The sequence below is a fragment of the Chryseobacterium sp. CG10_8 genome (genome assembly GCF_058117085.1).
Genome location: NZ_JBYVEB010000027.1, coordinates 1 through 18,490 on the forward strand (window position 1 = coordinate 1; position 18,490 = coordinate 18,490).

18 protein-coding genes are annotated in these 18,490 nt (G+C 36.3%); 12 read left to right on the forward strand and 6 right to left on the reverse strand.

Annotation, left to right across the window (positions count from 1 at the left end):
- Window positions 1-122 precede the first annotated feature (122 nt).
- The 9 genes from AC4AGG_RS06525 to AC4AGG_RS06565 all read left to right on the forward strand — a co-directional run bounded on the left by AC4AGG_RS06525 (window position 123) and on the right by AC4AGG_RS06565 (window position 10,272).
- On the forward strand, window positions 123-2,369 hold the full coding sequence (locus tag AC4AGG_RS06525; protein ID WP_489771184.1) for a T9SS type B sorting domain-containing protein: 2,247 nt from the start codon (window positions 123-125) through the stop codon (window positions 2,367-2,369).
- Between the two features lie 63 nt (window positions 2,370-2,432).
- Window positions 2,433-3,272 carry a hypothetical protein gene (locus AC4AGG_RS06530; protein ID WP_489771185.1) on the forward strand — a complete coding sequence of 280 codons (840 nt, stop codon included), beginning with the start codon at window positions 2,433-2,435 and terminating at the stop codon, window positions 3,270-3,272.
- Window positions 3,273-3,378: 106 nt separating this feature from the next.
- Window positions 3,379-5,019 carry a glucose-6-phosphate isomerase gene (gene pgi / locus AC4AGG_RS06535; RefSeq protein WP_489771186.1) on the forward strand — a complete coding sequence of 547 codons (1,641 nt, stop codon included), beginning with the start codon at window positions 3,379-3,381 and terminating at the stop codon, window positions 5,017-5,019.
- 44 nt (window positions 5,020-5,063) lie between these two features.
- On the forward strand, window positions 5,064-5,939 hold the full coding sequence (locus AC4AGG_RS06540) for a bifunctional 5,10-methylenetetrahydrofolate dehydrogenase/5,10-methenyltetrahydrofolate cyclohydrolase (protein WP_489771187.1): 876 nt from the start codon (window positions 5,064-5,066) through the stop codon (window positions 5,937-5,939).
- A 71-nt stretch (window positions 5,940-6,010) separates the two neighbouring features.
- Window positions 6,011-6,649, forward strand: coding sequence for a 7-carboxy-7-deazaguanine synthase QueE (locus AC4AGG_RS06545; protein WP_489771188.1), 639 nt, complete (start codon window positions 6,011-6,013; stop codon window positions 6,647-6,649).
- A 40-nt stretch (window positions 6,650-6,689) separates the two neighbouring features.
- Window positions 6,690-8,066 (forward strand): exopolysaccharide biosynthesis polyprenyl glycosylphosphotransferase, encoded by a 1,377-nt coding sequence (locus AC4AGG_RS06550; protein ID WP_489771189.1) that lies wholly within the window; start codon window positions 6,690-6,692, stop codon window positions 8,064-8,066.
- 37 nt (window positions 8,067-8,103) lie between these two features.
- Window positions 8,104-8,856 carry an MlaE family ABC transporter permease gene (locus tag AC4AGG_RS06555; RefSeq protein WP_489771190.1) on the forward strand — a complete coding sequence of 251 codons (753 nt, stop codon included), beginning with the start codon at window positions 8,104-8,106 and terminating at the stop codon, window positions 8,854-8,856.
- Entirely contained in the window at window positions 8,856-9,671 is an 816-nt protein-coding gene (locus AC4AGG_RS06560; protein WP_489771191.1) for an ABC transporter ATP-binding protein, read from the forward strand. Before AC4AGG_RS06555 ends, AC4AGG_RS06560 begins: the two co-directional genes overlap by 1 nt.
- Window positions 9,658-10,272: an outer membrane beta-barrel protein gene (locus AC4AGG_RS06565; protein WP_489771192.1), complete on the forward strand. Its 615-nt coding sequence runs from the start codon at window positions 9,658-9,660 to the stop codon at window positions 10,270-10,272. Before AC4AGG_RS06560 ends, AC4AGG_RS06565 begins: the two co-directional genes overlap by 14 nt.
- Window positions 10,273-10,294: 22 nt before the next feature.
- Here the strand turns inward: AC4AGG_RS06565 and AC4AGG_RS06570 are convergent, their stop codons facing one another.
- On the reverse strand, window positions 10,295-10,618 hold the full coding sequence (locus tag AC4AGG_RS06570) for a hypothetical protein (RefSeq protein WP_489771193.1): 324 nt from the start codon (window positions 10,616-10,618) through the stop codon (window positions 10,295-10,297).
- 85 nt (window positions 10,619-10,703) lie between these two features.
- Window positions 10,704-11,510, reverse strand: a complete 807-nt coding sequence (locus tag AC4AGG_RS06575) for a M48 family metallopeptidase (protein ID WP_489771194.1) — start codon at window positions 11,508-11,510, stop codon at window positions 10,704-10,706.
- A 114-nt stretch (window positions 11,511-11,624) separates the two neighbouring features.
- Here AC4AGG_RS06575 and AC4AGG_RS06580 point away from each other — a divergent pair, with 114 nt between their 5' ends.
- Window positions 11,625-12,143 (forward strand): DUF4251 domain-containing protein, encoded by a 519-nt coding sequence (locus tag AC4AGG_RS06580; RefSeq protein WP_489771195.1) that lies wholly within the window; start codon window positions 11,625-11,627, stop codon window positions 12,141-12,143.
- Here the strand turns inward: AC4AGG_RS06580 and meaB are convergent, their stop codons facing one another.
- Entirely contained in the window at window positions 12,144-13,136 is a 993-nt protein-coding gene (gene meaB / locus AC4AGG_RS06585) for a methylmalonyl Co-A mutase-associated GTPase MeaB (protein WP_489771196.1), read from the reverse strand.
- 80 nt (window positions 13,137-13,216) lie between these two features.
- Here meaB and AC4AGG_RS06590 point away from each other — a divergent pair, with 80 nt between their 5' ends.
- Window positions 13,217-13,513, forward strand: a complete 297-nt coding sequence (locus AC4AGG_RS06590; protein ID WP_489771197.1) for a c-type cytochrome — start codon at window positions 13,217-13,219, stop codon at window positions 13,511-13,513.
- 12 nt (window positions 13,514-13,525) lie between these two features.
- Here AC4AGG_RS06590 and AC4AGG_RS06595 read toward each other — a convergent pair whose 3' ends face one another.
- Both AC4AGG_RS06595 and menD read right to left on the reverse strand, forming a co-directional pair.
- Complete coding sequence (locus tag AC4AGG_RS06595; RefSeq protein ID WP_489771198.1) at window positions 13,526-14,518, reverse strand: enolase C-terminal domain-like protein; 993 nt, start codon at window positions 14,516-14,518, stop codon at window positions 13,526-13,528.
- Entirely contained in the window at window positions 14,515-16,182 is a 1,668-nt protein-coding gene (gene menD / locus AC4AGG_RS06600; RefSeq protein WP_489771199.1) for a 2-succinyl-5-enolpyruvyl-6-hydroxy-3-cyclohexene-1-carboxylic-acid synthase, read from the reverse strand. Before menD ends, AC4AGG_RS06595 begins: the two co-directional genes overlap by 4 nt.
- Before the next feature lie 157 nt (window positions 16,183-16,339).
- Here menD and AC4AGG_RS06605 point away from each other — a divergent pair, with 157 nt between their 5' ends.
- Complete coding sequence (locus AC4AGG_RS06605) at window positions 16,340-17,287, forward strand: isopenicillin N synthase family dioxygenase (protein WP_489771200.1); 948 nt, start codon at window positions 16,340-16,342, stop codon at window positions 17,285-17,287.
- A 99-nt stretch (window positions 17,288-17,386) separates the two neighbouring features.
- Here the strand turns inward: AC4AGG_RS06605 and AC4AGG_RS06610 are convergent, their stop codons facing one another.
- Window positions 17,387-18,430 (reverse strand): PA0069 family radical SAM protein, encoded by a 1,044-nt coding sequence (locus tag AC4AGG_RS06610; RefSeq protein WP_489771211.1) that lies wholly within the window; start codon window positions 18,428-18,430, stop codon window positions 17,387-17,389.
- Window positions 18,431-18,490: the final 60 nt, after the last annotated feature.

Here is an 18,490-nt window from a genome sequence, read left to right on the forward strand (position 1 = left end):
AAAATAATTAATAAACACAAAAACAAACACAAAAATCAAAGTTTATTACCATTTCTTTATGAAACTTTCAATAATTTATGCTAAATTTGAGCAATCCAACAATTAATAAAAAGATTCTTTCTATGAAAAAATTTTTACCTCTTTTTTTACTGTCCTTGTTCAGTCTAGGATTTGTATCTGCACAAACCTATCAGCTAAACGGCAACCCCGTTGTCACTACGGGCTGGACTTTGGTTCCAGACGCTGTGGTTAATACAGATTTCATTCAGCTTACTACTGATGTTACAGGTCAAAAAGGAGCAATCAAGTTAGACAATGCAATTAACTTAAAATATTGCGATAAGTGGAAGGTAGAATTCGATTTTAGAATTGATGGAACCGGGACTACACAATTTGGCTTAGGAGACGGGCTAGCGTTCTGGTATCTACAAAATCCCCCAGCTACTTTTACAACAGGTGGCGGTTTAGGTGTACCTCCTAACTCAACCGGATTGATGGTGGGCTTTGACATATTCAATAATACAACAGAAGCTCAAATGAGTAAAGTCCATATTCTTTACGGCGTTAATAATGGGCTCAATAGTAATATTGAGCTTAACAATACAGCAGGTAGTACATTTCACAGTGCGGATTTAATTTCAACAATACCTTTTGTTAATGCTACTTACCGACACGTTGAAGTTAATGGTGAGATTGATCCTGCCAATGCTGCCAATTGGATTATTACTGTTAGAATTAATGGCACCCAAATCGTAAGTCAGTCTTTTGCACCTGCAGGAGCTGCAGCAACAATGCCATTTGGTTATTTTGGTTTTTCAGCAGCAACTGGCGGAGCAAAAGCAAGGCATTCTATTAAGAATGTGAAAATCTATGTTGATAAAGTCCCTTTAATACAAACCACAGTTAATGCTACTGCAGCTTGTCCAGACCCAACAACTGGATTTGCAACTATTGATTTAACCGCATTTAATGCACAATTAACTAATACTCCTACTGCATATAACTTCACTTATTACGTACAAGGAAACACAACTCCAATTGCTAATCCAACAGCATTCCAATACACGGGAAATACAACAATATCTGTTTATGTGACCGATCCAACGGATAACTACTGTGCCAATCCAGACGCTGTCATTAACTTGACAACACCAATAATTAATGCAACAGAAGACACATTGGAAGCTTGTAATTCCAATGGAAATGCAACTTTTGATTTAACAACAGCTAATGTTACCACAACAGCTGGTGCAACTGTCACTTATTACCCAACGTTAGCAAACCTTAATGCTGGAACCAATCAGATTACCAATCCAACAGCATATAACACGACAGCAAATGAGGTATATGCTAAAATTACTTCCCAGGGATGTTCTGCATATGCTAAAATTACATTGACCTTTCTTCCTACTCCAAATCTAACTTCAGATGAAATATTTGCCTGCGCAGAACTTGCAGATATAAATGCAGGAATATTTGATTTAACATCGGCTGACGTTACCACTGACACAGGAGTTACTTACGAGTATTACACCTCTTTAACCAATGCTCAAAATGGAACTAACCCTATTGTGCAACCAAACATCTATCCTTCATCAAACGGTTATGTTTTTGTTAAAGTGTATAATTCTTACAATTGCTATTCTATAGTTCAGGTTAAATTAACAGTAAATCCTCCTGTTACATCAAGTATCCTTGTTGACAAGACAATCTGTGTTGGCGAGCGTACAACCCTGGATGCAGGACCGGGATTTGATGAATATCTTTGGAGTACAGGAGAAACTACGTCATCGATTTCAGGCGTTGGAATTGGTACTTACTCAGTAATTCTAACTCTTGACGACTGTAAAGCTCAACAATTCGTATCTGTTTTACCCGCTCCAAATCCTGTAATTACAAAAGTAAACGTAGAAAACAAAACGGCTACTCTCACTGTTTCAGGAGGAACAGCTCCTTACCAATACTCGACAGACGGAATATTATGGCAAGACAGCAATGTGTTTACTAATCTTCCGCGAGGAGAAAATATTTTCTATGTAAAAGATGCATATAATTGTGATCCTGTAACTGTGAATGTAACAGTTCTTAACCTTATCAATGCGATAACACCTAATGATGATGGAATAAATGACCATATTGATTACAGCGCCTTGAGTTATAAAAAAGATCTCACATTTTCAATCTACGATCGATATGGAAACCCAGTTAACACGATTGACAACAAGAAGTTTTACAAATGGAATGGACGTTCGTCTTCTGGTAGGAAGCTAAGCACAGGTACTTATTGGTATCACATTAACTGGAAAGAAAATGATGGTACACCAGTCGAATATTCTGGATGGGTATTGGTAAAAAATATCAATCAATAGACAAAATAAAAAGTATAGAAAATCCGTTGTAATGACGGATTTTTTTATTCTAAAAACACAAAAATGAGAGTTTATCTTCTAATAGTCCTCGTGTGCAGTTGCGCACTAATGGGACAGCAAAACTTAAAAATCATTGACTTCGAAACAAAACAACCTATTCCCTACGCAAAGGTCATCCTTGATGATGGAACCTATAAAAATGCCGAAAATGACGGAATAGTACGTTTAGAGGACGAAGAAAAACCAACCGAAATACAATCTTATGGCTATCAGAATCTCAAAGTCACGCAATTCCAAAACACTTACAGCCTCCACCCCATTGTCAAACAGATTTCTGAAATAGAAATATATAGACCTAGATTTAAAAATAAATATCTTATAGGAACCTTAAAAACTAGCAAAGCCTACTTTGAAGCAAGCACACAGACATGGATTGCTGGAAAAGAAATTTCATTCGATAGAAAAATTAAAAATCCCCTTTTTATAGAAAAAGTCGGCTTTGACACCAAAATCCATCATAAGAGAAAAGCTACCATTAAAATGAACTTCTATATGAACGAATCTGGGTTACCGGGAGAACTCATAGAATCAACAACAATTTCTTGTCAACAAGGAAAAAACTACTACAAGTTGCCAAAACCTTTAATATTACCGAAAGAAGGCTTTATCATTGGTATGGAATGGATAATTAATAATGAAAACCAGTATGAAGCTAATGAAACCATTGCAAAAACGGGCGAAAAAAGCAAGCAGAAAGGTTGTAATCCTTCTATAAGAGCTGTTCAAAACACTGGTGAAACATTTATTATTGGAGAAATGGTTGAAGGTGATTGGAAATTCACTAAAACTAAACTACGAACAAGCATAACTGCACTTGCGCTTGAGGTAACCCTTACTGATTAATGTTTGGTTAAATTCAATCTTTAACTCAACGAGCATAGTTCTATTTTTTCGTAAATTTGCACCCGAAGAAAAAACTCGAAACTTAATAACACAAACTTATATTACAATGTTTCCAAATATAAATCCACAACAGACACAAGCTTGGAAAGACCTTTCTGAGCATTTCGCACAAAACGACTTTGACCTTAGAACATTATTTCAATACAACGACAATAGATTTAACGAATATTCAGTAAAAAGAGAAAATTTTCTTTTTGACTATTCCAAGAATTTAATGGACAGCAGAACTAAAGAATTATTGCTCAACTTGGCCAATGATTGTCAGTTGAAAGATGCTATTTCTGCCATGTTCTCTGGTGAAAAAATTAATAAGACAGAAGGAAGAGCTGTTTTGCACACCGCTTTGAGAGATTTTTCCGACAAAGAAATTTTGGTGGAAGGGGAAAATATCAAACCTAAAATCAAAGAAGTTCTACAACAGATGAAAGCTTTTTCAGAAAAGGTGATTTCTGGAGAACACAAAGGATTTTCAGGAAAGGATATCACCGATGTTGTCAACATCGGAATCGGTGGTTCTGACTTAGGTCCAGTAATGGTTGTTTCTGCTTTGAAGCATTTTAAAACAAGACTTAACGTGCATTTTGTTTCGAATGTTGATGGAAATCACATGGCTGAGACGGTTAAAAAGCTTAATCCAGAAACAACTTTATTTATCATTGCTTCCAAAACTTTTACCACTCAAGAAACCATGACCAATGCCAATTCGGCGAAAGATTGGTTTTTGCAAGAAGGTAAACCAGAAGATGTAGCATTACACTTTGTTGCATTATCAACTAATGTTCAGGAAGTTACCAAGTTCGGAATTGCAAAAGAAAATATTTTCGAATTCTGGGATTGGGTTGGAGGTAGATACTCTCTTTGGAGTGCCATCGGATTGAGTATTGTATTAGCAGTTGGATATGAAAACTTCGAACTGTTATTGAAAGGAGCATTTGATACAGACCAACATTTCCAAAATGCTGAATTTTCAGAAAACGTGCCCGTTCTAATGGGATTAATAGGAATTTGGTACCGTAATTTCTTCGTTGCATCGTCTTATGCAATCCTTCCATATTCTCAGTATTTAGATAGATTTGCTGCATACTTGCAACAAGGAGACATGGAAAGTAACGGAAAATGCGTGGACAGAAATGGCGAATTCGTTCAATACGAGACTGGTCCAATTATCTGGGGAGAACCAGGAACCAATGGGCAACATGCTTTTTACCAATTAATTCACCAAGGAACCGAATTGATCCCTGCTGACTTTATTGCTTATGCAAAATCTTGCAATAATGTAGCGGATCACCAAGATAAATTATTGGCTAACTTTTTTGCTCAGACCGAAGCATTAGCATTTGGTAAAACTGATGTTGAAGCCAGAGAAGAATTAGAAAAAAGTGGAAAGTCACAAGAAGAAATTGACTTCTTACTCAACTACAAAGTTTTCCATGGCAATACTCCTACCAATTCATTGTTATTCAGAGAACTAACTCCGTTTTCATTAGGGCAATTAATAGCCATGTATGAGCATAAAATCTTTGTTCAAGGGGTTATTTGGAATATCTTTAGCTTTGACCAATTCGGTGTTGAATTAGGTAAAGTTTTAGCAAACAAAATCTTACCCGAATTAGAAAACAAAGAGTCCATCAGTTCTCACGACAGTTCAACCAATGGCCTGATTAATTATTATAAAGCAAACAAATAATCACTGCGACTACATCGCTGATTTTTAAACTAAATACAACAACAATGGCAAAAATTCTTGATGGTCTAAAGGTTTCCAAAGATCTCAAAAGCGAGATTAAAGAAGAAGTTGATAAAATCGTTAACAGCGGAAAAAGACCCCCACATCTTGCAGCAATATTAGTTGGTGAAAATGGGGCAAGTAAAGCCTACGTTAACTCCAAAGTAAAAGATTGCAAAGAAGTTGGCTTTGGTTCATCTCTTTTGAGGTTTCCAGATACCATTTCCGAAACCGAACTTTTAGAAGAAATCAAAAAATTGAATGAAAACACAGAGATTGATGGTTTTATCGTTCAGTTGCCTCTTCCAAAAGGCATGAATCAGGATAAAATTATTGACGCCATTGATCCAAAAAAAGATGTTGATGGATTTCATCCAGAAAATTTTGGTCGTATGGCGTTAGAAATGGATGCCTTTCTTCCAGCAACTCCCTACGGAATCATGACACTTTTGGAAAGATATCACATCGATACTCGAGGAAAAGATTGTGTGGTAATCGGAAGGAGTAATATCGTTGGACGACCAATGAGCATCTTGATGAGCAGCAAAGGAAATCCAGGAAATGCAACAGTGACATTAGTACATAGTCACACCCAAAATATTGAAGACTATACCAAAAAAGCAGATATTATCATTGTCGCTCTTGGAGCTCCTAAGTATCTAAAAGGTGACATGATTAAAGATGGCGCAGTGATTGTAGATGTTGGGATCACAAGAGTTGAAGATAACGGTGAAAAGGGTTATCATTTGGAAGGCGATGTTGATTTTGAAAGTTGCGAACCAAAGGCGGGTTGGATAACACCTGTTCCTGGAGGAGTTGGCCCAATGACGAGAGCAATGCTACTGAAAAACACCTTATTAGCCTACAAAAGAAGACAATAAAAAAATAAATTTTTCTTGAACTTCACTTCCGAAAAGTGAAGTTCATTTTTAATATAATCTTACTGAATCATATGAAAGGAATTACGGAAGAAGAAAGAACAGCGATGCAAGAAGGAAAATTACTTCCAGTCATGGAGCATTTCTATACCATTCAAGGAGAAGGAATGCATACAGGAAAGGCAGCCTATTTCATAAGATTAGGTGGATGTGATGTTGGTTGTCATTGGTGCGATGTCAAAGAAAGTTGGGATCCACAACTTCACCCATTAATGGACGCTGAAGAAGTGGCAGAAATTGCATCAAAATACAGTAAAACTATCGTCCTTACTGGTGGTGAACCTTTAATGTGGAACCTCGATATACTAACCAATAAACTAAAAAGCCTTGGTTGCGACATCCATATAGAAACTTCTGGAGCTTACCCTATGAGTGGTATCTTGGATTGGATTACTTTGTCTCCAAAAAAAACAGGATTACCGAAAGAAGAGATATATTCCAAAGCCAATGAACTCAAAATGATTATCTATAATAATAATGATTTTATATTCGCTGAGGAACAAGCAAGTAAGGTTTCCAAAAATTGTAGACTTTACTTACAAAGTGAATGGAGTAAAAGAAACGAAATGTATTCTAAAATCACAGATTATATTTTAGAAAATCCAAGGTGGCAATCATCAGTCCAAACACATAAATACCTCAACATTCCATAAAGTTTACGGAAAAGCTTTATCTTTAGATTTTATTCTTTAAATGCAAAGACTACGGTTTTCGAGATATTTTAAAAGCATCATTATTCTAACAGATATCCTTGTGATTTCTGTTTTATTCTTGATTTTCTTTATGAGAAGGAGCGGAAGCACACATATTCTAGATGCTTTCTCGGAGCAAAATATTTCAAGCATTGTTCTTCTAAGCTTATTTTGGATATTATTGGGTGTCAGGACAAAACTCTATAACATTCCAAGAAACCTCACCTACACATTATATTTAGAACGCTATTTTACTCAAATATTAATATTTCTTTTTGGAATTATTTTGTTGGGAAAGGTTAGTAATAATCCATTTATTAAGACCGAAAGATTTTGGCTAGCAGGAAGTCTATTCATTATTTTATTTCTTTTAAAATCATTTATCTTCTTTGCGTTAAAATCCGCTCGTGCCCACGGAATCAACTTCCGTAATGTAATGTTTTTAGGAAAAACAACTGATTCGCGTGAAATTCTAGAGAATATCTTGAAAACAAGAAAAGATTATGGCTATAAGATTTTCGAATATCCTCATCAGGAAATTCAAATTGAAAAACTAGTAGAATTCTGGAAAGAAATCGGAATATATTCCATTTATCTACCGCTGGAAGACAGCGGAATTCCAGCAGATCTACACGATAAAATTCTTGAAGAGGCGGAGCGAGCAAAGGTGAGGGTTGCTCTCATTCCCAACCTCATTCAAGATGATATTTTTCAATATGAACTGACTTATATTGAGACCCAGCCAGTCTTGATGGAAACCAAATTTCCTCTTGACTATTTTGCAAACTATCTTATTAAAAGAATTGCAGACATCCTGTTCTCTCTTTTGGTGTTAATTTTTATTTGTTCTTGGCTCTTCCCTCTAATCGCAATAATAATTAAACTAGATAGTAAAGGACCTGTCTTTTTTAAACAAAAAAGGTATGGATATCATGATGAAGTTTTCAACTGCCTCAAATTTCGAACCATGGTTGAAAACAATGAATCAACAACGAAAACTACTCAAGTTAATGACCGTCGGATAACTAAAATAGGTCGCTTACTGAGGAAGACAAGTCTTGATGAAACACCACAATTTATCAATGTTTTGATTGGAGACATGTCAGTGGTTGGACCTCGCCCACATATGTTGTTGGTCGATGATTACTACAAACCAAAAATTGGAAAATATAGCATACGGAGTCTTGTGAAACCTGGGATAACTGGTCTGGCACAAGTAAGTGGGCTGAGGGGAGATATCGGCGAAATGGACATCGAAATGAAAAAGCGTGTTCTTGCTGATGCCTTTTATGTTAAAAACTGGAGTTCTGTCTTAGATGCCGTCATAGTCTTTAAAACAATTTTTCTATTTGTAACAGGCGACAAAAAAGCAAGATAAGTGCGATTTTTTGTAATATAAATATTAATTTAGCCGAATGTTAAGAAAGTTCCTTCGTGCTTTTGGAGAGTATTTTATTCTCATGGGAAAAGCGATAAGATCGCCCCAAAAAAGGTCTGTTTTCTGGAAAGTTTTTATGCGCGAAGTCAATGACTTAGGCGTCAATTCTTTTGGCTTAGTTGTTTTCACATCTATATTTGTTGGAGCTGTAGTAGCAATCCAAATGTTTAATAATTTTGATTCCTCATCGCTTCCTATTCCAAAACCTTTTGTTGGTTATGCAACAAAAGCAGTATTAGTTCTCGAGTTCTCTCCTACAATTATTAGTCTAATTCTTGCTGGGAAGGTGGGGTCATACATAGCTTCCAGTATTGGAACAATGCGAGTTACGGAACAGATTGATGCGCTCGATATTATGGGAGTCAACTCTCCTAATTTTCTTATTTTTCCGAAAATATTAGCCTCAGTAATCTTTAATCCTCTGTTAATTGCGCTAAGCATGACTGTTGGTATTGGTGGCGGATTTGCTGCTGGAGAATTAACTGGAAATTGGACTCTTGCAGATTTCACGACGGGAGTACAAATGTATATGCCAATGCTGTTTTATTATTATGCCTTTATAAAAACAGCGGTCTTTGCCTTCATTATAGCAACTGTTCCTGCCTATTTTGGATATACCGTCAAAGGAGGATCTTTGGAGGTCGGAAGAGCAAGTACACAAGCAGTGGTCTGGACAATGGTATTTATTATCATTTCCGAACTTATTTTAACCCAAATGATTTTAAGCTAATGATTGAAATACAAGATCTTAAAAAACAATTTGGAGATTCCGTGGTTTTAAAGGGAATTTCGACGACCTTCGAAACAGGAAAGGTTAACTTGATTATTGGTCAGAGTGGATCAGGAAAAACAGTTTTCCTAAAGTCTCTGCTTAATGTATACGAACCTACATCTGGAAACATTCTATTTGATGGCCGTGATATCACAAAAATGAATAGAGAACAGAAGCAAACACTTCGTTCCGAAATTGGCACCGTTTTTCAGGGTAGCGCCCTTTTTGACTCACTAACAGTGGAAGAGAATATTACTTTTCCTTTGGATATGTTTACCAATTTGACTTTTCGCGAAAAGAAAAAAAGAGCGCAAGAAGTTATGGACAATGTGCATTTATCTGGAGCCAACAACAAATATCCCTCTGAAATTTCTGGAGGAATGCAGAAAAGAGTTGCTATTGCACGAGCAATTGTCAACAATCCAAAATATCTGTTTTGCGACGAGCCTAATTCAGGTCTAGACCCTTTCACTTCTAATGTAATTGATGATCTGATCTACGAAATTACCAAACAATATAATACCACAACGATTATCAACACCCACGACATGAATTCGGTGATGACTATCGGTGAAAAAATCGTTTATCTTAAAAACGGAGTGAAAGAATGGGAAGGAACCAAAGATAATGTTATCAATGCGCAAAATAAAAACCTAATTGATTTCGTTTATTCTTCAGAGTTGTTTAAGGAACTCCGAGAATATTTCTTGGAGACCAATAAGACATCAATTGATAATATTATTACAAAACCTCCTAAAAATGAAAAACTTTAGCTTTATACTCCTATTGATTTCTGGACTAAGTTTCGGACAAATTTCTGTAAGTATTAAGTCTCACTTGCTATTTCCAACAAAATCAGCGAGTTGGGAAAGTATTTCCTCATCTGCAATTAATGCTTATGAGAGTCAAGGTAGTGACAATACTGGTTTCAACGTAGGTTTGTCTGCAAAAGTAGATCTCCCTGGACCTTTTTTTGTGATGCCAGAAATCTACTATACGACATTCAAAAATGAGTTTAATGATCCTTTTTCAAATACCACCATCGAAGCCAAAAGTAATCGTGTAGATTTACCTGCTTTGATTGGTATTAATTTTCTGGACAAATCGTTTTCGATATATGGCGGACCTGTTGGAAGCTATTTGTTAAACAATGATAATCAATACAATGACTTTGTCGAACACGCAAGAGATAATTTCACGGTTGGGTATCAATTTGGGGCACAAATCAAAATAAGAAAATTTATCATCTCTGGAAGGTATGAAGGTGCTTTTTCCGATGACCAAAGAGAATTCATTAACAACAATAGTGGGCAAGTAATCCGATATGATAATCGCCCTCACCTATTTTTAGTTGGAGCTGGACTACAATTCTAAATCAGGGACAAAACCAAAAAATTTAATTATTCTTTTCAATATTAGATACTTCGACTGGAGTCGATGCGGATGCTTGTTTAGCTAAAGCTGCTGCTTGCTCTTCCAATTCCTTTTTCTCCTTTTGTAATTGCTTGAACTCTTTTTTCTTTTGAGCTTCTCTCATTGCAGAACCCTTGCTGATATAGCCAACCAGGCCACCAATAAAAAGTCCAATACCTACGCCTGCAAGAATACCCATCAAACTAGTAGGTTCAAAAAGCTTCATGACAGAGAATTCTGGAATGAAATTATATAGCACAAAAGCCAGTGCTAACAATATAATTCCGATAAATGTTAAATTTTTCATGGTTATTGTTGATTAAAAAAACCTTTCCAAATTTAAGAAATTTTTGGAAAGGTTTTCTATTTAACTAATTTTGATCACTGTAGGTCTATAGTTTACCACCCGCTTGTTTATAATACTCTAAAGCTTGAGGCATTTTTTCTTGTAATTGTGCTATTCTATTTTCAGGACCTGGGTGCGTTGACAAAAACTCAGGTGGACGAGATGCAGATTCGGAAGCAGCATTCATTCTACCCCAGAAAGGCACCGCTTGTCGTGGATCATATCCCGCCATTGCCATAAAATTAAGTCCCATTGTATCAGCTTCTAATTCTTGTTTTCTTCCATAGGCCAATACTGCTACTTGAGCTCCATAAGGATATAGTTGCGAAAATATACTTGCCGCCTGGGCGTTGGAAATAGAAGCTCCCAAAATTGCTCCTCCGTACTGAGCTATCATTTGTTGAGAAATTCTTTCATTACCATGACCAGCCAAAGCGTGAGACACCTCATGTCCCATGACAACCGCAAGTCCAGTATCATCTTTTGTTACGGGTAGAATACCAGTATATACAGCCACTTTTCCACCTGGCATACACCAAGCATTAAGTTGCTTATCCTCCAATAAATTGAATTCCCAACTATAACTTGCAAGATCACTTTCTCTACCAATGCTTCTGTAATAATTTTCAGCAGCATTTTTGATTCTAAGACCAACATTTTTCACACTTTGAGCCTGAGCTGTTCCAGTAATTAACTTAGCTTTGGTCAAAGTCGATTTATATTCTTGAGCTGCCATTGAAGAAATCTGACCATTGTCACTCATCTGCAATGACTTTCGTCCTGTCATCGGATTAGTTACACAAGAAAGCAATACCAGTCCTGCGCAAATAGATAGAATTCCGTGTTTTTTCATAATTTTAACTTTAAATTGAATGAATAATCAAAATTACAATTTTTATTCCAACCTATCACATTTTAAAAATTTGGTGCTAAATTTGGTATATCTTTACCATAAATATCTTTCGTCATGAAAAAATTTCTTCCAATTATTTTAGCGATTTTCCTTGTGTTTCAGAACTGTACATCACAGGAATATGTGAGCAAAACAGAGCTTCAAAAAATGTTGATGAGTAAAAAATTTAGTTTTGTAGCAGAACGAGCGCAACCTTCCGCTGGTGATGTTAATAATATGATTAACTCCATGCCCAATGGAGCTTCAACAAGAATGCTTAATCTAGACTCTAGCTACACGATTGATTTTAAAGACAACGAAATTGAGGTTGTGCTTCCATACTTTGGACGAGCTTATAATGCTAGCTATGACACCAGCAAACAGGGCCTAAGATTCACTACAAAAGATTATGAATTCACCGTAAAAGAAGGAAAAAAACAGAAAAAAACAATTACGGTTAAACCTAAAGACGTGAATTATGTAAGCGAATTTTATATAGAGATTTTTCCTAACGGGAAAGCATACGCGTCTTTTAGTCTTAATGATAGACAGCCCATCTCTTTCGATGGCTACCTAAGTCCATTGAGGAAATAGTTATTGCAATTTTTTCCAAAGCTCGTCGACCAAAATCCGTGCTTCTAACGAAGGGCTGGATTTCATCATCGTAACCTTATCAAGATGTTGAGGATATTGAGGATTTTCGTGCTCCTGGATCTTGGTCTTTTGTAAAACATACTCGTTAATCCAATATTGAAATCTTTTCTCCGCCTGACGTTGTCGGGTTTCAGAAAAAGAACCTATTTCCTTTTGTATTTTGATAAAATCATTAATTTTTTCATAGACTTGCTCTAATCCAATATGGTTGAACGCGGATCCTAACAACACAGGAACATTCCATTTCTCAGTCTTCTTTGGTAGAAATTGTAAAGCGCGGTTGAGTTCAACTTTTGCTGATTTGGCTTTGCTCATTTGTTGGTCATCGTCCACCTTATTGATAAAAATAAGATTCGCCATTTCCATAATTCCTCGTTTGATTCCTTGCAATTCATCTCCACCACCAACAATTTTTAACAATAAAAAAACATCAGAAATCTCCGCAGCCATCACCTCACTTTGTCCCACTCCAACTGTTTCTATCAAAATATAGTCGTAGCCAGCTGCTTCACAAATCAACATTGTTTCATAAGTAGTATTAGCAACTCCTCCTAAAAATCCAGAACTTGGCGTTGGACGTATAAATGCATTGTCTTCACGAGCCAACTCTTCCATTCTTGTTTTATCCCCCAAAATAGAACCCTTATTTTGCTGGGAACTTGGATCGATTGCCAAGACGGCTACTTTCTTTCCTTTCTTAATTAATAATCTTCCAAAAGATTCAATAAATGTAGATTTTCCAGCACCTGGAATGCCTGAAATTGCCAACCTAACTGAGTTTCCAGTATAAGGCATCAATTCTTGAATAATCTTTTCTGCCTGTTCTCGATGTTCTGATTTCTTACTTTCCATCAAAGTAATAGCCTTCGCCAAAAAGCGCTTGTTTCCAGAACGAATTCCGTGAAGATAATCGGAAATATTAATCTCGGACATTTTCTTTTGTTAAATATTAATCTAAACTGGGATTTGGGTTAAATTTAATTTTTATATTTGAATTATTAAAATTTACTCCTATGAAAAAGATATTACTACCACTTGCAGCTTGCGCTTTATTCGCTGTCTCTTGTGGTTCTAAGCCTGCTAAAGGAACTTCTACAGCTACCGCAACTGCAACTGTTAGCGACGCTGACAGAATTGCTCAAGGCAAAACAATTTTTGATAACTCTTGCGGAAAGTGCCACGATTTGCCAAATCCTACTGCTCATACTGACGAACAATGGGTTGGAATTGTAAAATCTATGGCAAAAAAATCAAAATTATCTGAAGAGCAAGGAGCGATGGTCTATGACTACGTTGCTGCAAACAATTAATTTTCAGAAAAATTAAAGCAACTTGATGCCCAGTCCAGGTTGATTGGATAGGTATAACTTGCCTCGATCAACATAACTTCCTGATGCATAATCATTGGAAATTAATTGGGCGCCATCTAAATCAGCATAATCACAGAATCCAGCGATTGCAATTCCTGCAGAAATACCAACGCTGGACTCTGTCATGCAACCTACCATAATTTTGTACCCCCATTCTTTTGCCTTCTTCACAATTTCGAGTGCTGGAGTAAGACCTCCACACTTCATGACTTTGATATTGATAGAAGAATAATGAGGCTGTAATTTCTCCAAGCTTTCAATTTTCTGAAAATCCTCATCAGCCATCCAATTGACAGTTTCATTCCTCCGAAGAACATCATATTCTCCAATAGGAAGGGGCTGCTCTACAAAAAGCAAATTAGGACTATTGATATTTTCCGAAATCCAAAGACAGTCATCTGCACTAAAACTCGAGTTAGCATCGAGAGCTATTTTTTTATTGATATTCAATAATTTAAATACCGATTCTTTATCAAGACCTTTAGTCTTCACCTTAAAAATGGACCAATCACTTTTCTGAATCTTCTCAATCTGATGATCCACAGAATCTATCGAAATAGTAATTGTGCTTTCTGGTAAAGTTGAAATTTCAAGATTATTTAACTCATGAAATGTTCTGCCTTTGATTTTTCCGAACAAATCCCAATAGGCACAATCCATCGCTGACTGTAAAAATGGATGCAAGTTCAAGGTTTTGAAAAATTGAAAAAAATCATAGGGAGACACTAATTCTATACCAACAAACAAGCCTTGTATTTCTTTGATTTTCAATATAAAATCATCCAAATGGATTCCATAATAGTCAATCTCTACACACTCGCCATAACCAATATAACCATCGTATGAAAGACTCAACAAAAGAGCGTTACGGTGGTCATAATTACCGTGCGCAATAGAAAAAACTTCCTTTAAGAGAAGCTTTTTGGTTTGGAATTCTAATTTCATTTCAAAAATTCAAAATAAGATTTCAAGATTTCTGCATTTTCGATTTCAGAAGTTTTTACTTCAAGAAGTTTTGGCTTGGGAGATGTCCCAAAGAAATTCTGCAAAACTCGGGAAAGGGTTGCTTCTTCCCCAACACCAATATATTCGAAACCAAAATGTTTGGCGATACTTTCTGCATTTTGCTGATGCGAGTGAACGATGAATTCGTCTAATGCATTGGTTGCTTCAGAAGGACCCGGAATAATTTTAAAAATATTACCTCCTCCATTATTGATAAGGACAATTCTGGTGTAAGGCGGAATGTAAGGATTCCAAAGTCCGTTGATATCATAGAAAAATGACAAATCACCAGTAATCAAAATGACCGGATTCTTATCTACCATCGCAAACCCCATTGCTGTCGAAGTACATCCATCAATTCCACTAGTTCCTCTGTTGCAATAGATCTTTTGATTATGAAAGTCAAATAATTGCGCGTATCTAATCGGCGAACTATTGCTAAAATGGATATTGTAATTTTTAGGAATTTGTTGAGACAACATCTGAATGGTCCCAAAATCCGAAAAGCCAACTCTTCTAATATATTCTTGATGTTTTTGATCTTTTTTATCTCTCAAGGAGTCCCATAAATTAAAATACGGACTCGGCTCTAATCTTATGTTTTTCAATAATTTGGAAAAGAAAATTTCTGGACCCGTTTCGACTTTTTCTGTCAGAGAAAAATACGTGTCGGGTTGCCAAAAACGATCAATATGCCAATGATTTTTTGGATGCGCCGCTCGTAAAAACTGTTTCACTTTTTTAGAAACTACATTCTGACCAATCGTAATCAGAAGGTCTGGAGCATAATTCTTATTCTCCTCGCTTCCGAAACCGAAAATATATCGGTCAATATGAGAGAAAAACTTCTCGTTCTCCAAGTTAGAATTAGCTTCTGTAAGCACCACAACCGAATGATTTTTGACCAATTGCGATAGCTGCATCTGTAACTCCTCGCTGTAATCTCTTGTTCCTACCAATATCATAATACGTTTGGAGAGATTCCAATCGGCTACAAGATTAGATGGAATTTCGTAACTCGGCTTCTGAATCATATCTTCCACGGAAGGCATCGCCGGAAGCTCAGAAACCAAGTCATAAAGAGGCTCAGAAAGCGGAACATTAATATGTACTGGACCTTGTTTTTCGTAACAAAGTTCAATAGCATTTTTGACTCTTTTCCAGTTTTCTTCATCTGCATTTTCTTCATCATCTTCCAATAACTCAAAATCTCCATACGAATGTTGGTGAAACAAATCCTTTTGTCGAATGGTCTGTCCATCAAACAAATCCACAAAATCTTGAGGTCTGTCCGCCGTCAATATCAAAAGAGGGATATTTCTATAAAAAGCTTCGGTTACTGCTGGATAATAATTAGCCGCAGCCGAACCACTTGTACAGACTACCGCTGTCGGTTTTTTCAAACTTGCAGCCATTCCCAATGCTACAAAACCTGCGCTTCTTTCATCTACAATGCTATAACAATTGAACTCATCCATTTCTGAAAAATGTATAGCAATAGGTGCATTACGAGAACCTGGAGAAATCACAAAGTGATGAATTCCGTATTCTTTGAGGATATGTGCGAGAATCTGTATGCTGCGTTTTGAAGAAAATTGTTTCATGAATGCAAAGGTAAGTAATTGAGCCTTTTCCAAGAATCAAATCGCAAGATAATTAACTTAAAATTTCTCTCTAATTTCCTTCAGTTCAGACTTTGAACATCAATAATCAAATTCTCCAAAAAAATGTATTTTAGCAAAAAGTTAATTCAATTTTATAATGAATCAAATCCCATCTGTTGACTTGCGTGATTTCCTTTCGGACAACCCGGAACGCAAACAAAAATTTGTAAATGAAATCGGAAAAGCATACGAAGAAATTGGCTTTGTTGCACTTAAAGGTCATTTTCTTAATGACGAACTGGTAGGAAATTTATATTCTGAAATCAAAAACTTTTTCGACCTTCCTGTTGACGTCAAGAAAAAATACGAAATCGAAGGAATTGGAGGGCAAAGAGGTTATGTTGGATTCGGAAAGGAGACTGCAAAAGGATTCAAAAAAGCTGACCTCAAAGAGTTTTGGCATTTTGGTCAATATCTTCCGGAGAATTCAAAATATCAAAAATCTTATCCAGACAATGTAGTTGTCGATGAACTTCCCGCCTTCAACGAAGTTGGAAAAGAAACTTATCAAATGTTGGAGAAAACAGGAAAATATGTTCTTAGAGCATTGGCTTTGCATTTGGGGTTAGACGAATTTTATTTTGACCAATACATTGCAGAAGGAAATTCGATTCTACGTCCTATTCATTATCCGCCGATTACAGAAGAACCAGATGATGCAGTAAGAGCTGCAGCTCATGGTGATATCAATCTCATCACGTTGCTTATGGGAGCACAAGGAAAAGGATTACAAGTACAAAATCATGCTGGAGAATGGATTGACGCCATCGCAGAACCAGACGAATTAATGATTAACGTTGGTGACATGTTGTCCAGACACACCAATAACAAATTGAAATCTACCATTCACCGAGTGGTAAATCCTCCAAGAGAATTATGGGGAACATCGAGATACTCAATCCCGTTTTTTATGCATCCTGTGAGCGAAATGTCATTAGCTGCGTTAGAAGGAACCGTTGACGAAAATAATCCTAAATTATATCCAGACACCACTGCAGGAGAATTCCTTCATGAAAGATTGGTGGAATTAGGCTTAATCAAATAGAGATTTAATTTTAAAGAATTTAATATTTAACTCTAATCAAAATAGAAAACCCTTTCAGAAGAAAGGGTTTGTTTATTGATAATCTACACATTACACTGGTTAAAACAGCCTAAGCCGCTGATCTTTACTTCCCGTAAAATTAGAAAAATCTAATGGTGGTAATTCATTTTTGGGAAAATATTTTCTTCGCCCCAAAGCAAAAGTTTTATGAATCATTTCAGCGATATTTCCTTCTCCTTTGAACCTCTCAAAATGTCTCTTCTCTCCCAATTTTCCTCCTCGCATCGAACGAATAAGATTAAGAACTTTCTGCGCCCTATCTGGAAAGTGCATTTCTAACCATTGCACAAAAACGGGTTCTACTGCATCATTGAGCCTCACCAACAAATGATGAACACTCGAAGCTCCTGCATCGGAAATCGACTTCAAAATAGAAAGACTCTCATCACTCGTCAATCCAGGAATAACAGGTGCTACCATTACATTCACTGGGATTCCGTTTTGGGACAAAACTTCAATGGTTTTTAATTTGTTTTTAGAAGAACTAGTCCTAGGTTCCATCACTCGACGCAAATCCTCATTTAAGGTCGGAATGCTTAGAGAGACGTTAACCAAGTGTTGTTCTGCCATCGGTATAAGCAAATCCAAATCCCTCAAAATCAAAGCATTTTTGGTAATAATACTGACAGGATGTCTGTAATTGAGACAGACTTGCAGAATTTTTCGGGTAATTTCTAACTTTCTCTCAATCGGTTGATAACAATCTGTATTTCCAGAAAGCATGATTGACTTCGGTTGATAGTTTCTTTTTTGAAAGAATTTCTCTAATAATTGTGGTGCATTATTCTTCACCATAATTATTCTTTCGAAATCGATTCCTGCTGAATATCCCCAATATTCGTGGCTCGGTCTTGCATAACAATAGGAACAGCCGTGTTCGCAACCTTGATAAGGATTCATCGAATAATCTGAAGGTAAGTCAGGACTCTTCACTTCATTGACAATAGACTTGGGAAAAACCTCCGTAAAAGACGTTTTGACAGCATCCAAATCTTCTTCATCAGGAACATAGACGAACTTGTCAAAACGATTAACAACGTTTCGTTGCGCTCCTTGTCCTTTAAAAATTTTCTCCGAATCCATGGTGTAAAAGTAAAATCGAATGCTTCGAAAATAATCCATTTTATCTGGATAGTTTTCCAC

Excerpts from the sequence above, each read along its gene's own strand:
- AC4AGG_RS06525 (WP_489771184.1), top strand. The coding sequence starts at position 123 with ATGAAAAAATTTTTACCTCTTTTTTTACTGTCCTTGTTCAGTCTAGGA.
- AC4AGG_RS06530 (WP_489771185.1), top strand. The coding sequence starts at position 2,433 with ATGAGAGTTTATCTTCTAATAGTCCTCGTGTGCAGTTGCGCACTAATG.
- pgi (WP_489771186.1), top strand. The coding sequence starts at position 3,379 with ATGTTTCCAAATATAAATCCACAACAGACACAAGCTTGGAAAGACCTT.
- AC4AGG_RS06540 (WP_489771187.1), top strand. The coding sequence starts at position 5,064 with ATGGCAAAAATTCTTGATGGTCTAAAGGTTTCCAAAGATCTCAAAAGC.
- AC4AGG_RS06545 (WP_489771188.1), top strand. The coding sequence starts at position 6,011 with ATGAAAGGAATTACGGAAGAAGAAAGAACAGCGATGCAAGAAGGAAAA.
- AC4AGG_RS06550 (WP_489771189.1), top strand. The coding sequence starts at position 6,690 with ATGCAAAGACTACGGTTTTCGAGATATTTTAAAAGCATCATTATTCTA.
- AC4AGG_RS06555 (WP_489771190.1), top strand. The coding sequence starts at position 8,104 with ATGTTAAGAAAGTTCCTTCGTGCTTTTGGAGAGTATTTTATTCTCATG.
- AC4AGG_RS06560 (WP_489771191.1), top strand. The coding sequence starts at position 8,856 with ATGATTGAAATACAAGATCTTAAAAAACAATTTGGAGATTCCGTGGTT.
- AC4AGG_RS06565 (WP_489771192.1), top strand. The coding sequence starts at position 9,658 with ATGAAAAACTTTAGCTTTATACTCCTATTGATTTCTGGACTAAGTTTC.
- AC4AGG_RS06570 (WP_489771193.1), bottom strand. The coding sequence starts at position 10,618 with ATGAAAAATTTAACATTTATCGGAATTATATTGTTAGCACTGGCTTTT.
- AC4AGG_RS06575 (WP_489771194.1), bottom strand. The coding sequence starts at position 11,510 with ATGAAAAAACACGGAATTCTATCTATTTGCGCAGGACTGGTATTGCTT.
- AC4AGG_RS06580 (WP_489771195.1), top strand. The coding sequence starts at position 11,625 with ATGAAAAAATTTCTTCCAATTATTTTAGCGATTTTCCTTGTGTTTCAG.
- meaB (WP_489771196.1), bottom strand. The coding sequence starts at position 13,136 with ATGTCCGAGATTAATATTTCCGATTATCTTCACGGAATTCGTTCTGGA.
- AC4AGG_RS06590 (WP_489771197.1), top strand. The coding sequence starts at position 13,217 with ATGAAAAAGATATTACTACCACTTGCAGCTTGCGCTTTATTCGCTGTC.
- AC4AGG_RS06595 (WP_489771198.1), bottom strand. The coding sequence starts at position 14,518 with ATGAAATTAGAATTCCAAACCAAAAAGCTTCTCTTAAAGGAAGTTTTT.
- menD (WP_489771199.1), bottom strand. The coding sequence starts at position 16,182 with ATGAAACAATTTTCTTCAAAACGCAGCATACAGATTCTCGCACATATC.
- AC4AGG_RS06605 (WP_489771200.1), top strand. The coding sequence starts at position 16,340 with ATGAATCAAATCCCATCTGTTGACTTGCGTGATTTCCTTTCGGACAAC.
- AC4AGG_RS06610 (WP_489771211.1), bottom strand. The coding sequence starts at position 18,430 with ATGGATTCGGAGAAAATTTTTAAAGGACAAGGAGCGCAACGAAACGTT.